At 39.5% G+C, this 14862-nt stretch carries 15 protein-coding genes; 7 read left to right on the forward strand and 8 right to left on the reverse strand.

Annotation, left to right across the window (positions count from 1 at the left end; all coding sequences use genetic code 11):
• The first annotated feature begins 205 nt into the window (after positions 1-205).
• Entirely contained in the window at positions 206-535 is a 330-nt protein-coding gene (locus G8782_RS10015; RefSeq protein ID WP_172370825.1) for a DUF378 domain-containing protein, read from the forward strand.
• A gap of 53 nt (positions 536-588) precedes the next feature.
• Here G8782_RS10015 and G8782_RS10020 read toward each other — a convergent pair whose 3' ends face one another.
• Entirely contained in the window at positions 589-1587 is a 999-nt protein-coding gene (locus tag G8782_RS10020) for an urea transporter (RefSeq protein WP_172370826.1), read from the reverse strand.
• 304 nt (positions 1588-1891) lie between these two features.
• Here G8782_RS10020 and G8782_RS10025 point away from each other — a divergent pair, with 304 nt between their 5' ends.
• A complete protein-coding gene (locus G8782_RS10025; RefSeq protein ID WP_172370827.1) occupies positions 1892-2263 on the forward strand; it encodes a VOC family protein in 372 nt (123 codons plus the stop codon).
• A gap of 161 nt (positions 2264-2424) precedes the next feature.
• The gene (locus G8782_RS10030) at positions 2425-3552 is read left to right on the forward strand and encodes a glycerate kinase (RefSeq protein WP_172370828.1); all 1128 of its coding nucleotides are present in this window, start codon (positions 2425-2427) and stop codon (positions 3550-3552) included.
• Positions 3553-3683: 131 nt separating this feature from the next.
• On the opposite strand, the gene G8782_RS10035 is transcribed toward G8782_RS10030, so the two are convergent.
• The 3 genes from G8782_RS10035 to G8782_RS10045 all read right to left on the reverse strand — a co-directional run bounded on the left by G8782_RS10035 (position 3684) and on the right by G8782_RS10045 (position 7926).
• Positions 3684-4985, reverse strand: coding sequence for an alkaline phosphatase (locus tag G8782_RS10035; RefSeq protein WP_172371184.1), 1302 nt, complete (start codon positions 4983-4985; stop codon positions 3684-3686).
• Between the two features lie 189 nt (positions 4986-5174).
• A complete protein-coding gene (locus tag G8782_RS10040) occupies positions 5175-6341 on the reverse strand; it encodes a PLL family lectin (protein WP_246231631.1) in 1167 nt (388 codons plus the stop codon).
• Positions 6342-6498: 157 nt separating this feature from the next.
• The gene (locus G8782_RS10045) at positions 6499-7926 is read right to left on the reverse strand and encodes an MFS transporter (RefSeq protein ID WP_172370829.1); all 1428 of its coding nucleotides are present in this window, start codon (positions 7924-7926) and stop codon (positions 6499-6501) included.
• Between the two features lie 425 nt (positions 7927-8351).
• On the opposite strand from G8782_RS10045, the gene G8782_RS10050 reads away from it, so the two are divergent.
• Together G8782_RS10050 and G8782_RS10055 are read left to right on the forward strand one after the other, a co-directional pair.
• On the forward strand, positions 8352-9365 hold the full coding sequence (locus tag G8782_RS10050; RefSeq protein ID WP_172370830.1) for an acyltransferase family protein: 1014 nt from the start codon (positions 8352-8354) through the stop codon (positions 9363-9365).
• A 196-nt stretch (positions 9366-9561) separates the two neighbouring features.
• Entirely contained in the window at positions 9562-10314 is a 753-nt protein-coding gene (locus G8782_RS10055; RefSeq protein ID WP_172370831.1) for a SurA N-terminal domain-containing protein, read from the forward strand.
• A 151-nt stretch (positions 10315-10465) separates the two neighbouring features.
• On the opposite strand, the gene G8782_RS10060 is transcribed toward G8782_RS10055, so the two are convergent.
• From G8782_RS10060 to G8782_RS10075, 4 genes are all read right to left on the reverse strand, one after another.
• Positions 10466-10657, reverse strand: a complete 192-nt coding sequence (locus G8782_RS10060) for a small, acid-soluble spore protein tlp (protein ID WP_172370832.1) — start codon at positions 10655-10657, stop codon at positions 10466-10468.
• A gap of 198 nt (positions 10658-10855) precedes the next feature.
• Positions 10856-11281 carry an OsmC family protein gene (locus G8782_RS10065; RefSeq protein ID WP_172370833.1) on the reverse strand — a complete coding sequence of 142 codons (426 nt, stop codon included), beginning with the start codon at positions 11279-11281 and terminating at the stop codon, positions 10856-10858.
• A gap of 16 nt (positions 11282-11297) precedes the next feature.
• A complete protein-coding gene (locus G8782_RS10070; RefSeq protein WP_172370834.1) occupies positions 11298-12836 on the reverse strand; it encodes an AbgT family transporter in 1539 nt (512 codons plus the stop codon).
• Positions 12837-13100: 264 nt separating this feature from the next.
• Positions 13101-13682 (reverse strand): protein-L-isoaspartate(D-aspartate) O-methyltransferase, encoded by a 582-nt coding sequence (locus tag G8782_RS10075; RefSeq protein ID WP_172370835.1) that lies wholly within the window; start codon positions 13680-13682, stop codon positions 13101-13103.
• A 141-nt stretch (positions 13683-13823) separates the two neighbouring features.
• On the opposite strand from G8782_RS10075, the gene G8782_RS10080 reads away from it, so the two are divergent.
• On the forward strand, positions 13824-14222 hold the full coding sequence (locus G8782_RS10080; RefSeq protein WP_172370836.1) for a UPF0158 family protein: 399 nt from the start codon (positions 13824-13826) through the stop codon (positions 14220-14222).
• Between the two features lie 157 nt (positions 14223-14379).
• Positions 14380-14814 carry a YugN family protein gene (locus G8782_RS10085; protein ID WP_172370837.1) on the forward strand — a complete coding sequence of 145 codons (435 nt, stop codon included), beginning with the start codon at positions 14380-14382 and terminating at the stop codon, positions 14812-14814.
• Positions 14815-14862 lie beyond the last annotated feature (48 nt).

The following is a 14862-nucleotide window of genomic DNA, read 5'->3' on the forward strand; positions in this document are numbered from 1 at the left end:
TATTGTATAATACTTTGGCGATCTTATCTTAATCCGAAGTCGTGAATTGCCATAATCCAAGTATGCACAGGCACCTTTCAACAGATACATCAAGATATTAGTGTCCGAAAAAATTCCCTGATGTATTAAAAAACTTTTTTGGTAAAACATAAGAACGAATTGTAACAACAACAATTCAAATGTCTAATCAAAGGAGTGAAATACAATGGGAATAATTCGAAGGATTGCTTTGGCATTAGTTATCATTGGCGCAATTAACTGGGGCTTAATTGGATTTTTCAATTTTGATTTAGTTGCAGCAATTTTTGGAGGGCAAGATGCGGCTCTGTCTAGGTTGATTTACGCCCTTGTTGGACTTAGTGGACTTGTTTGTATAGGGCTTTTACTAAAACCGGACGAGGAAACGGCTACCGATCGTCGAAGGTTTACAAATCCTAATTTAAATACCGAGTTTGGAGAAGAGCCTGATTTTACCAAAGAAAAGAATCCTGAAAATAAATCAGATCCTAATAACCATCAAGGCCCTTTAATGTAACGACAGTTGTCCTTCATCAACAAGTAAGCAGCCTTTTGAAGGGGAGTACCCCTTCAAAGCGGCTGCTTATTTCTTCTTATTGGTGATAACCCTTGTACCGTTTGTTTATATTTATAACTCCGAAAAAACTTCCCCATTGCGATAAATGACCATGAACAGACTATGAACGGGAATGTTAAGGCAGGTAGTCCAAGGGGGTCGAGAAGCAACTCCAATCCTGCGGTTACAGGAACTGTTAACATTGCTGCGATAATTCCGCTATATGGCGTTTTTTTCGCGTTTTTATTGAAAACTAGACTAACGGCAATAATTGTCAAAACGGCGTTATAATTATACAAACCTAAATTTAATGAATGCGTATCGGCCCCGATGAAATAAGCGGTTAACCACGATACAAATGTACCGATGATCGCATAAAGCCCAAATCGCCATCCTACCCAAAACAATGCTAAAAGAATGAGCGACCCAGTCCAAAGCGAGTCGATAACGAACACTTCCCCAATTCCTTTAATCATCCCCATCAATAAAGTTGGCGTCCCTTCAACGGGCACATTCCACATTGCGGGCGAACTTATGACAAAGTCAGGATCCATATAAAGCGTGTCGACACGGTAAGCCGTTAGAAGTCCTATCCATGTGATAAAAACAAATGGAATGGTCAATACGGGGATGTTCCATTTATCCAACACTTTAGTCAGCAATTTCATAGATAATGCAGCAAGACTGGCGGCAAATAAAGCGATAAACCATCGCTTATCCCCATGAAGGAAAAGAATTACGGAAATTCCACACAGGATAGCATTAAAACTATAAATCCCATTGCGAATTAATAATCGATCTCCACCACAATATTTTCCTGTAACTGTTCCCACGATAGAACTTAGGAATGCCATTATACCTAAAATAGGGGAGTGCAATGTAATTCCAATTAGAATAAGAAATCCTGAAAAGGCATTACCCACTAGTAAAACTTGTGAAAATCCTTTTAATGAAATGGCTATAAGTAAATAGATTTTTTTGAAAAAGTGAAAACTTGGTACTGCCTGGGGCATCTAAATGTCTCCCTTATTGTATTTATCATATTCCAGATAAAAATTTATTTAATAGTAACTTGAAAAATGTTGGCCAAGAAGTATTTAGGTATGGTAACACAAAAAACAATTCACTTAAACCCCATTCGGCATATTGGCATTTTAAGGCACCAGTCAAGCGAGAATTCAGTAAATTTGCATTACGACGGTGCCTGTGCAAGACAACATTCCTGGATAAGTTTATTTCGCCTGAGAAAAGAAGGGGATTAGGGGTGCTTTGTTGTATTAATCATACGAGGAGAAAATGGTAGATGGAGGAGAAAATATGAAACTGGGTGCATTTTCGGTTAGTTTAACTGTAAAAGATATTCATAAATCAAAGGCATTTTACGAAAATCTAGGATTTCAAGATCTAGGTGGCGACATCAATCAAGGTTGGCTAATATTGAAAAATGGAAGTACCGTAATTGGATTATTCCAGGGGATGTTTGACAAGAACATTCTTACGTTTAATCCAGGATGGGATCAAAATGCTGAAAATCTCGACTCATTTACTGACATTCGAGATCTACAGGCGGAGCTGAAAGCAAAAGGAGTAAAAATGCTGACTGAAGCAGATGAATCAAGTGAAGGGCCAGCAAGTTTTACAATTGAAGATCCAGATGGTAATCCTATCCTTGTGGACCAACACAGATAAATCAACTTAATAAAAAATGAAGCTGGAAGAATGAATAGGCTAGAGATTCATTCTTCCAGCTCTTTTGCTATGCTATTTCCTATATTAATTCTATTATTGAATTACACAGCTATTCGTATAATAAAATTAATAGATTAAAAGTATTTTCCTTGGAGGTAAATATGAAAATTATTATTGCGCCAGATTCCTTTAAAGGCAGTCTGAGTGCTGTCGAAATTGCTAATGCCATTAACAAAGGAGTTAAAAATGCATTTGCTGATGCAGAAACACATTTACTTCCTGTAGCGGACGGCGGGGAAGGGACGATGGAAACGTTAGTGTCAGCAACCAACGGTGAGATTCGCGAAGCAAACGTTATTGGACCATTGGGTGTTGAGGTAAAGGCAGCTTACGGAATACTAGGAAATGGTGAAACATGTGTTATTGAAATAGCCAGTGCCTCTGGATTAGCGCTTGTACCTGAAGGGAAATTGGCGCCTCTTGAGGCAACGACATATGGTTCGGGGCAATTGATCAAACAAGCATTAAATGATGGTTTTTCATCTTTCATCATCGCATTGGGCGGATCAGCGACTAATGATGGCGGCGCAGGGATGCTTCAAGCGTTGGGCGTAAAGCTCCTCGATAAGTCGGGAACAGAGGTTGGCTACGGAGGAGGAAAACTTGCTGACATTGAAAAAATCGATACGAGTTTCATTGATCGGAGAATTAAGGACAGTAAATTTCTAATTGCATCGGATGTGCAAAATCCGTTAGTTGGCTTAAATGGTGCATCCCATGTATTTGGACCGCAAAAAGGAGCAACTCCAGATGACGTGAAAATTCTAGATGAAAACATGACACATTGGGCGAATCAAATTGCTGACGTGACTGGCATTTCCCTTCATGATTTGCCGGGTGCGGGGGCTGCTGGTGGTATAGGCGGCGCATTTCAAGCATTTTTCCCCGCAAAGCTGGAGCGAGGAATTGATGTCGTTCTTGAATATGTCAATTTTCACCGCTATTTAAAAAATGCAGATTTGGTGATTACAGGAGAAGGGCAAGTAGATTATCAGACTGCTTCAGGGAAAACGCCACTTGGTGTTGCGCAGGCTGCAATGAAGGAAAATGTACCGACAATAATATTAGCAGGTGCTGTCGGTGAAGGAGTAGAAGTCCTTTACGATTACGGCGTTGTCAGTGTCCACAGTATTATTGATAAACCGATGACTCTCCATGAATCTATGTGCCAAACAGCACATTTATTGAAAAAAAGCGTCGAACAAATAGTACGGACATATTTTTTTTAGGTACCCATGCAAGACATTATTCGGTAAATTCATTACAATTGCATAAAATAAATAGGGGATACCGACGCTTTGTCGATATCCCCTTGATTATTTATTCGAAGTAGTGAATATTCATACCGGTCTATTCACTATTATTTGAATGGTATTTTCATAGCTTCAGCCATTAAATGCGCGAAGTCTGTATTTTCGATAAGCCCCGAAAATTTGTGCGCTTGTGGGCCATAAGCGTATACAGGGATGTCTGTACCAGTATGTCCAGTATGCGTCCAACCGACAAGTGCATGTTCCGAGATGATTGAGTTAATCTGGAATGCTGGATTGCTTGCTTGTTTGATTTGGTTAATCTCAGCTTCTGATAATGAAATTCCTGTATAGTGCAATATGACTTCTTGAATATTACTCTGTTCTTCATTTATCAGAGATGCCATGTAATCGCCTGTTGCTGTGACATATTTAAGGATTTCTAAATTAGCGCCTGAGCCTCCGTAACCGCCTACAGACATGCCTCCAGTGTCGTGATCACCTGCGATGACGACTAATGTTTTCTTATCTTTTTTCGCAAAATCCAGTGCCGCTTTTACTGCTTCTTCAAATGCCTCAGCGTCTTTCATTGCCCATGCCGCATCGTTTGCATGGCCGGCCCAATCGATTTGGCTTCCTTCAACCATTAAAAAGAATCCATCTTTGTCGTTACTTAAAACATCGATGGCAGCGGACGTCATCTCTTGCAAGCTTGGCTCATCAGTTATTTCACGATCCAATTCAGGTGATAAACTATCCTCTGCGAAAAGGCCAATCAATTTGTCCGTTTTATCTATGTTTTTTAACGACTGTGCATCTGAGACAATTTCATAACCATCTTTTAGAGCTTTCTTTAATAAATCATCACTAAAATATTTTTTACCGCCACCTAGGATGACGTCAACATCATTTTGAAGGAGCTGTGGTGCAATGTCTTCCTCATTTGCGCGCGTTTCAACATGTGAAGCGAAAACTGCGGGAGTGGCATGAGTAATCGTTGAAGTAGCGACTAATCCTGAAGATTTCCCGCTTTTTTCAGCAGCTTGTAAAATTGTTTCGAGTTTATTGCCATCTGGATCCATACTAATTACTCCATTGTTCGTTTTCGTTCCGGTTGCCATCGCTGTACCAGCCGCGGCAGAATCCGTCACTTCCGAATTTGCGGAATACGTCCTGTGCATGCCAACAAGATGTGGATCCATGACTGATTCTTTGCCTTTATACAATCGATAATTTGTTGCATACGCACTAGAGTACCCGTCTGGAATCATAAAAATGACATTTTCCACTTTTTCATTCGACGTCGATTGTGGATCTTTTGCCTCAGCAGATTGAAGTGATGTGTTTCCCGCAAAGCTTCCTACGATTAAACTTCCGGCAATCGCAAAAATCATACTCTTCGTCTTCAACATTTTCTTCAATTAAATTCCTCCTCCAAAGTATCGTACAATTTAAGTCTATCTCTTGATTGTTAACCTAGTATTAAACTAGTGTAAAGAGATTGTTAAACTTTGGCAGGAAACGAATTTTTAGGTACCCATAATAACATTCAGTAAATAAAAAGGAATATCGACTATATTGTCGATATCCCCTTGATTATATTAACGCGTGCGATATAAATGGATAAGGGTTTGATTTTGTCCTCTAGCAAATACATCAATCCGGTTTGGTCCCCAAGACACGGCTGCTGGTGCTGAAGTTAATGTTCCGCCAAGAGTTACCCACTCTTCCCAACGAGAACCATTCCATGTTCTTTGATATAGCCCTTGATTTGTTCCCCTTACAAAAACATCTAGTTGATTTGGGCGGCGTGAGGAGACAGTGGGGCTACTTGTCAATACGCCTCCAAGGCTTTCCCAATTACTCCAAGTAGATCCATCCCACCATTTATGGATGAGATCCTGATTTTGCCCCCTGGCAAAAACATCGATTCGGTTTGGTCCCCAAGACACAGCCGCTGGTTCAGATGTTAGTGAGCCGCCCAGGTCTTCCCACTCCTCCCAGCGAGAACCATTCCATGTTTTTTTATACAATCTTTGATTTGTCCCTCTTACAAAAACGTCAAGTTGATTCGGGCGACGTGAAGATACAGCAGGGCCGCTCGTTAGGACGCCGCCAAGGTTTTCCCAATCGCTCCAACGACTTCCATCCCACCATTTATGATATAAACTATTATCTGTTCCTCTTACAAAAACATCAATACGATTAGGTCCCCAGGACACTGCCGCTGGTGCTGATGTTAATATACCACCAAGAGGTTCCCAATTGCTCCAATTGCGGCCATCCCACCATTTATGGTATAGACTTTGGTCTGTTCCCCTTACAAATACATCGAGTCTATTTGGCTGCCAAGAAGCTACTGTCGGGGCAGATGTTAATACACCTCCTAAGTCTTCCCAGCCAATCCAGTCACGACCGGGTTGCCCACCGCCAGTTCTAAGCTCATTCAAAGTTATTTGAATAACTCTGATTAATACTCGATCAAGTAAATTTTTCGGGATGTTCAATTGTCTGAGAAACTGATTTAACCAAGGGATTTGATTTTGAAATTGATTGTATATTTGATTTGCAGATTGATTTGTGTTTGCTTGGTTGAGTGTATAGTTTACAACGAGTAAAAATAAATAATCAGATATGCCTCGGTTCATTCCGGCTTGCTCTAACTGTGAATATAAGTTGTCATGCTGTGTACGAAGTATCCGCATAATCTCTTGTGCATCTGGCTGTTGACGCACACCCATTTGCGGTTGCCTGTTATATATATACAATTTTATACCTCCTCTTATTACAGTGTCAGTATATGCTACACTGCAATAAGAGGGAATGAATAATCAAATTAATTTCCCTAGCGCTCTAAATCCCTAATAACAGATAGTTCCTGTTCAAAGGAAAGATAGCTCAGGATCGTGTATATGACTTTCCGCTTTATTTCAATCCTTTTTTCCCGGTGTTATTTGGAATCATAAAGATAATGGATAACAATGCGATTGCTGCAAAAGCTACGTTTGCGATAATACCGCCTGTTGCTGCAGCGTGCACTCCATTAGTATTTGAAATCATTGCATAAACAGTCGCGGATATGGCCACACCAAATGCACCCCCAAGGGAACTAGCCATTTTATAAATTCCAGAAGCTGCACCAATTTTATCATCAGGCGCATTCGACACGGCGGTATCTGTAGAAGGTGTTGCATAAATTCCCAATCCTAAACCAAAAAGAGCATATCCGATAAATACAACCACCGTGTAAACGAGATCAGGTAAGAATGTTAATCCCATAACTCCTACACCGATTATCGTTAAAAGAGTACCCCAAATCATCGGTTTTTTTGCTCCAACTTTTTGTAAAATCTTTTCACCTACGCGAATCATCGATAGAACTGCAATTAAATAACCGATTGAAAGCATGCCGGATTGGAACGATGTAAATCCTCTGCCTTCTTGCACATACGTGTTTGCTACGATAAGTGTTCCGGCTACAGCATTAAGCAAAAAGTTTGAAACGGTCGCACCTGAATAAGGTGCATTTTTAAACAAATCGAAATCGATTAATGCATTCGATTTTCCTTTTTCCACTTTAATAAAAACAAGTGCCCCTATAATCGTTACCACCGCTAATACAATTGTAATCCAGCTAGTCCACCCGATTTTTGAACCTTGGGTGATGAATATATTCAATGCAACCATTGTAATAATGAAGACAATTAAGCCACTAACATCGAATTTAGTTTTTTTCGTGTTCTCTACTTTACTTTCTGGTGTATCTTTAATTAACCATAGTGCTAGTACGGCAAATATGATTGAAAAGATAAAAATCCATTTCCACCCCATATAAGTCGCAATAGCTCCTCCTAAAAGTGAACACACACCCGATCCGCCCCAAGAACCGATCGACCAATAACTTAATGCCCGTTGCCGTTCAGCACCTTCAAAATAAGCTTTCATCAATGCAATCGTTGAAGGCATAATACATGCACCAGATAACCCTTGAAGTATTCGACCAATGATAAGTAATATTGCGCCGTTTGCTAAGACTAATAAAAGAGAACCGGCAATACTTAATATCAAGCCCAGATTCGTAATTTTTTTACGCCCTATTTTATCGGCAATTCCACCAGCTGCGACGATAAATATTCCGGAAAATAATGCTGTTATACTTATGGCGATATTTACGGTCGCTGGTGCAACGCCCAAGTCCGCTCGAACAGCTGGAACGACGTTGACCATTGCTTGGGCAAATAACCAAAATGTTAAAACCCCGAATACGATCCCTGTAATCAGTCTATTTGTACCTTTATACGCTTTTTCCACAAAGCACACTCCTCGTATTTCTGTTATTTTCGAAAATTTCATTATGAAAATGGCACAACTTTCGAAGTGGTCGATACAGAAGAGTTTGCACTGTTTCCTGAAAAATATCCTTTTCATCGATGTTCTAAAAAGGGACTCTTACAATAAAAACATTGGCGATATCCCTTAATAGTCTTAAGTCGGGAATTGTTATTATTTAACCGCGCAGTAGTAGCTTTCATTGATATGTTACGGATAACTGAATTGGTTGATAAAAATGGTTCTGATTGATAGATATAAGCATTACTTCCTTTGTTTTAGTTTTTTTATGACTTTTTTACTCATCGTATTACAAACTTACTACAACTTATCAATTTATTTACAGTCGTTACAGCTGTATTAAATCGACCGGAAATGGGTTTTCATTCTATATGAAAAAGGGTAAGTTGCATGTATATGAGTATATAGACAGAAAAGGATGAGGATGTTTGGAGAGAAACCCGTACTTTGATAACGCTAAATTAGTTTTAATATTTTTAGTTGTATTTGGTCACATGATTCAACCTTTTATTGAAGAATCGAGCGGAATAAACACATTATATATGTGGATATATACATTTCATATGCCTGCATTTATTTTTCTTGCGGGTTTTTATGCGAAAGGTTCATGGAATATGGCATATATCATTAACTTGGCAAAGAAACTATTGGTGCCATATTTGATTTTTCAACTACTGTATACGATTTTTTATTACTATATCGGAAAAAATGGTTGGCAGGCCGGCGTATTTTATCCGCAATGGTCGCTTTGGTTTTTATGTAGCTTGTTTAGCTGGCATATCTTGTTATCGATTTTTAAAAAGATACCTGCATGGTTTAGTGTGTCACTTGCAGTTTTAATAGGATTACTTGTTGGTTATTTCGGAGAAATCGGGCACACATTTAGTTTGTCGCGGACATTCGTCTTTTTCCCGTTTTTCCTACTCGGTTATTGGGTAACGGAAGGCCATGTCATGTGGCTGAAACGTAAAAGTGTAAAGATTGCTTCATTAATAGTGTTAGCTGTTGTTGGGGTAGCAATCTATTTTGCGCCTGATTTTAATTCTGGATGGTTATTGGCATCGAAGCCTTATAATGATCTTGGTTTGCCAGCATTCGGCGGAATTGCCCGATTACTTGTTTATTTCACATCAGCAATCATGGCGATGAGCATTCTAGCATGGATTCCACAAGGGAACAGCAGGTTAACACACTTCGGAACTAGGACATTATATGTCTATTTACTGCATGGATTTCTGATCCAACTATTCCGGAAGGGCGATGTTTTTCAAGTAAATAATATTTTCGATTTATTAGGAATCGCATTATTATCTGCGGTTATTGTGCTTATATTATCTACTAAACCTGTGCAAGGCATTTGGCAACCATTTATCGAGGGCAGAATCACAATTATTAAAAATGTATTTGAAAGAACAGCAGATCGTTTAGATCACAGAACCTGACAAACCCCTGTAATAATTCTGTTATCGTATTCCAATAGAAGCGCATCAAATTGGGAAATGTGAAATTTGTTACATGACAGCGAGATAACAATATGATGTCATAGAGGGATATGAGTTTGAATTGCGGTGAATGTTGGTTAAGATGCAGTTTACGCTCATGTAATAGAGAGCACCAGATTTGAAAGGGGTTTACAACATGAAATTTAAAAGAGTTCTATTGCCGTTCATAACGGGGGCACTTGCATTCAGTTTAGCTGCTTGCGGCGAAGATGATAAAGCGGCGAAAGATGAAAAACCTGAAGAAGCTGCCCAGGGAGAAATGGAGTCGGCAGAAGAGATGCAAGTGAAGTTAGCCGAACAGCAAGTGGAGAAGAATAAAGTCGTGGCAATTGTAAATGATGAAGAACTTAAAGGTGAGCAATATAATGCTGCATTGACGTCGCTTCAAGGTCAAATGCAACAAATGGGCCAAGATCCGTCAAGCAAAGAATCAGCGGAACAAGTTAAAATGCAAGCACTTGACACGGTTGTGAATCAAACATTGATCCTTCAAAAAGCGAAAGAAGCGAAAATTAATGCGTCTGAATCAGAGATAGATGAAGATTATTCAGCATTTGTCGAGCAATTTGGCGATGAAAAGACAATGAAAGAAGCACTCAAAAGTCAAAACGTGGATGTAAAAACGATAAAAGAGCAAATAGCAGAATTTATTATTATTGAAAAGTACCAAGATAAAGTGGCTCCAGTAGAAAAAGTCACGGACAAAGAAATTAAAGCGTACTACGATCAAGCCGCAGCCGGATCAAAAGACAGCGGTCAAGAACTTCCTCCACTAGAAGAAGTTAGTGATGAAATCAAAGAAATGCTTCAACAAGAACAACAGCAAAAACAGCTTGTCGCACATGTTAAAGAGTTAAAAGAAGATGCTGAAATTGAGTTGAAAATTTGAATAGAAATCGTTAAAAGAAAGTAATCCCTCATTATCCAGTCAAAAGGATATGAGGGGTATTTTCCTTTTCAAATATTCTAATCACAAGAAGTATTCAGCTTGCTAAAAGCAATTTCACTGTAGCAAGCTTTATTTGATTCAATTAATTTATTTATGATCTATTTTCTTCATTGCCTGACCGAGTAAGGCTCTCTTCACGTCTTGCGTTTTTTTCCTTAATTGACTCAAGTTCTTTTCCTTCCGCGAATTTCATTGCCTCTTCTGCAGCTTCCATATTGCTGATTGTCTTTTTCACTCTTTCTTCATAATCAGTTGGATTCGGTCTTGGATTGTTTCTAGTCATTTTTCTACCTCCTTAGTTTTTGAGCAATCTTCTAGGGATATTGTTCCCAAATTGATGGCGAATATTTGTGAAGACTAATTGACGTTACCATTCGCATTATATTGCGGGGGGATCAACAGCTTTGGGAGGACGGCAAATTTAAATTTTGGAAATAAAAAGAAGCCACTTAGATGGCTTCTTCATTGACAACAACATTATTTAAACCAATTCAGGAGATTCTTCACCGTTCAATATCAAATTAAAGCTAACATCAGCTTTTAATGAATCCGATACCGAACAATACTTCTCTTTACCCAACCGAATCGCGCGCCAAACCTTCTTATTGTTGATGTCGCCGTCAATCACAAAAGTTACTTCCATAGCCGTAAAACCTTTCGGCGCTTCTTCTTTTCGAGTTCCGTCGGTGATAATCTCAATTTTAGTTATTTTTTCCAAATGAGGTCTCAAAATCATCGTAACATCAATCCCGATGCATCCTGCCAAGGCACCGAGGAGCATTTCGGTAGGGGTTGCTCCTTTTCCTAAACCGCCATATGCTTCTGTTGCATCCATATTTATATCATAACCTGAATCTCCAACAGCGGTAAAAGCGCGTCCGCCTGTCCATGTTGTAACTACTTTCATGTCAATCCACTCTTTTCTAGTAATTTAAATTTGTTCCCGGTCCGACCGGAATCCCGAGTACATACCATACAACAAAAAAGATTGTCCAGCCAAATAAAATGATAATTGAATAAGGTAACATAAGCGATATTACTGTCCCTACGCCGTTTTCCTTGCCGTAACGCTGTGCAAAAGCGACAACTAATGGAAAGAACGGCATCAAGGGAGAAATGATATTCGTTGAGGAGTCTCCAACCCGATAAGCTACCTGTGTAACTTCAGGCGCGATGCCCATTTGCATGAACATCGGAACAAACACGGGGGCCATAATCGCCCATTTTGCCGAATCCGCAGCGATAAATAAATTGATGATTGCGGTGATGAAGATCAATGCCACAAGTAACGGGGCACCATCCAAATGAATCGTCTGTAAAAAGTCCGCACCTTTCACCGCAATAATCGTGCCTAAATTTGTATAATTGAATAGCGCAACAAACTGTGCAGCAAAGAAAATTAAGACAATAAATCCAGCCATTGTTTCCAAAGAGGATGTCATTAAGTTCGCAATATCTTTATCATTTTTTATCGTTTTCGTAACCAATCCATAAACGACACCGGGCACTAAAAAGATTAACATCATCATGAAAATGATACTGCTCATAAATGGCGATTGAATTATGCTGCCGCCTTCACCACGCAATATGCCGTTTTCTGGAAGAACGAGTAGTGCAATTGTAATTAGTGTAAGGACGACCGAAATATTTGCCCACAAGAGCCCTTTTTTCTCTACATCGGTAATTACATTTTGAGGTTCCATCCCCTTACTAGGGATATATTTTCCTAATTTCGGTTCAATTAACTTATCAGTGACAAGCGTTCCGATAATGACGATAAGGAAAGTTGAAACAAACATGTAAAACCAGTTATCCGTGGGATTAACTATGTAACCAGCATCTAATATATGTGCAGCTTCTGTCGTAATCCCGCTTAACAAGGGATCGTTCGTCCCTAGGAAAAGGTTAGCAGAATATCCTCCAGCAACACCGGCGAACGCAGCTGACAAACCAGCTAGCGGATGTCGTTTAAAACCTAAGAAAATGATGGCGCCGAGCGGGACAAGCACAACATAACCGACCGAAGCGGCAACGTTGGACAAGACCCCCATGAGGACAACGATCGGTGTTACGAATTTCTTAGGAGCCTTTGTGACAGTATTGGTCATTACAGCACTAATATAGCCACTTTTTTCAGCAACACCGACCCCGATCATCGCAACAAGAACCGGCCCTAGCGCCACAAAAGAAGTAAAGTTCAACACTACATTCGAAAACATATAAGCAATGCCTTCCGGAACAAGCAAACTGACTGCTTTTACTGTCAGCGTTTCAATCTGACCCGAATCTTTGTTAACCCCTTCAAAACTAACACTTGTCCCAATCACATACAGAACGTGAGATAAACCAATGACAAGTAACGTGAAAATAATGAAAATCGTAACGGGGTGTGGCAACTTATTTCCTTTTTCTTCAATAAAATTCAATAGTCGAATCGACTTGGATTTTTTTTGTTGCTCCATAAAGTCCCTCCTTCGCAAAGGATTTATTATACATCTTGTTGGGGATCTGAACCAGAAATAGGTATGGCTTTTCCCGGAACTTTTTAGGTGCCTGTGCAAGATGCTATTCAGTTAATTCACTGCAATTGCATAAAATAAAAATTGGGCACCGAATCTATATCGCTTTTTCGATATTTTTTGATTAATTATCCAGGTTCATGAATTATCATAAATCGAACACAAACAGGTATCTTTCAAGTGTTTTACACAACGACAGAGATGTACCTACTCATATTTGCCTTTCAAAGGAACAAACCTTACTTCAGTCAACACTTCTGTGTTAATTCCGCCCTCTTCATTCTTTTCGATTAGCAGAAGTTCCTGTAAGAAGGGTGTCCCTACGGGTATAACCATTTTTCCGCCGAAGGCTAATTGGTCGATTAGTTCCTTAGGCATCTGGGCAGCCGCGGCTGTCACCATAATGCGGTCATAAGGAGCGTGTTCTTTCCACCCGGTGCTTCCATCATCAAGCTTAAAATGGATGTTCACAAAACCTGCTTCCTTTAATCTCTCCTTAGCTCGCTGGTGCAGTTCCTCTATTCGTTCGATTGTATATACAGAGTTCGAAAAGGCGGCAAGCAAGGCGGTTTGAAAGCCCGATCCTGTTCCGATTTCCAATACTTTTGAATGAGGTTGTAAATCAATCGCCAATGTCATTTCAAGCACGAGGGAAGGCTGGGAAATGGTTTGTTCATGCCCGATCGGAATCGCTTCATCTAAATAGGCGAATTCCTTGTGTGTATCCATGAAAAATCCGCGATCCAATTTTTCAAAATATGAGATGATATCTTGGTTTTGATTTGTCATTGTCTAGGCTCCTTTGTATCATAAGTATAGTCAAATCATTTCCTTTAATGGGAATGCGTAAACAATATTATTATTAATGCGCGTAGATGACACTGTTTTTGCGGATTAAGGGTTATACTATACAAAAAGAAGGTGAGAATTATGGAACTTATCGATGAACTTATAGTGGTTTTTTTAGAATCTGATTATGAATTATCCTATGTTCTTGATACGAAAACAAAGGAAATTCGTTTAGATGCTCCCGAATCGCAGACCGGGATGCCGGAAATTGATTGGGACGATGATGAGGCTGTTCAGTATTTAGTTCGGATCCCACAGATTACAACGGACGAAGCTTATGATTTAATGGTCAAATTCGCCGAAATGCAGGATTCTAGTATTGCCGTTCAGCTACTGGATGTATTGAATGGAAGAAAGCCTTTTAGATCTTTTAAGGATAAATTAGGTGAGCAGGGAATCGGTGATAAATGGTATGAATTTGAAAATGATTATGCAGAAAACAGGATGTTAGAATGGCTGGAAGAAGTCCAACTATCATGAAATTATGTATAAATCCAAAAGGAAGTCGGCTTATATTATCGACCTTCCTTTTGGATTTTTTATTCGAAAAAAAATAGCAGCTGTTATGGAACTTTTCCCTATTCTATAGTATGTTTACTCCCTCTTTTGTGAATGCTCTAGCCTAGGAGGGATAATTATGTTGAAATTAGAAACAGAGCTTGAAGGGCAAAGGGCAACTTTTGGAGTTGTAAGGGATTGTATTCGAGAGCTTGGTTATCACTTAGGCGGAAACTGGGATTATGACAGAGGATTCTTTGACCATGTTTTGTGCCGAGAAGGTGGGGAAACTATTTATATCCGAATCCCTTTTTTCGTAAGGGATGGGGAACTTGATAAATATGATACTTCAATTGAATTTGGTGCCTCTTTCGTGATCAAGCATGTGGTGCATGTAGGTCTTGATAGGGAAGGTAGTTCATTACTAGATGCAACCGGGTTTAGTCAATTCCAGCAGCCGATCGATACCGACGGAAAAATTATTAATAAAAACAGATGGATTCATGCAGGTGAAGTCGCAGTACAAGAACTTTTGGATTGCTTGTATGAAAATCAGCACCTGAAATCTAGTTAAAGAAAAGCCTGAAACATCCCATAGCTAGTACAAACCCTTCAAATCACA

Source organism: Sporosarcina jiandibaonis, from assembly GCF_013184495.1.
Taxonomy (GTDB): domain Bacteria; phylum Bacillota; class Bacilli; order Bacillales_A; family Planococcaceae; genus Sporosarcina; species Sporosarcina jiandibaonis.